Origin of the sequence: Rothia sp. HMSC058E10, assembly GCF_001809415.1 — a bacterium.
Lineage (GTDB): Bacteria > Actinomycetota > Actinomycetes > Actinomycetales > Micrococcaceae > Rothia > Rothia dentocariosa.
The window spans coordinates 1-253 of record NZ_KV797625.1 but is presented as its reverse complement, the minus strand read 5'-3'; the positions used below and the strand labels follow the sequence as shown (position 1 = coordinate 253).

The window sequence follows — 253 nt, the reverse complement described above, 5'->3', positions numbered from 1 at the left end:
TATGGCTGATGATGATATAAGCGCATGTGTAAATATCCTTGAGATCATGGAGGTAAATTATGCTGGTCGTCCACTACATGGTAGTGGATCATATCAAGTACTTGTGGGATACGGTTTTGATATTTCACAAGAGAACGTGTCCCAGATGGAAGAGTTCTTTGAAAATCGAGTAGTCATCGCGGCAGACGAGGCAGAGTACCCTTGGACTGAAATGGAAAAGAGCAAGAAGTTTTTCTTCCCGAATGGTTTTCCT

The 253-nt window shown here is 42.3% G+C and carries 1 pseudogene; it reads left to right on the top strand.

From position 1 onward, the window contains the following. Window positions 1-253 (top strand): annotated as a pseudogene (locus tag HMPREF2609_RS11030) (hypothetical protein); the annotation flags it as partial.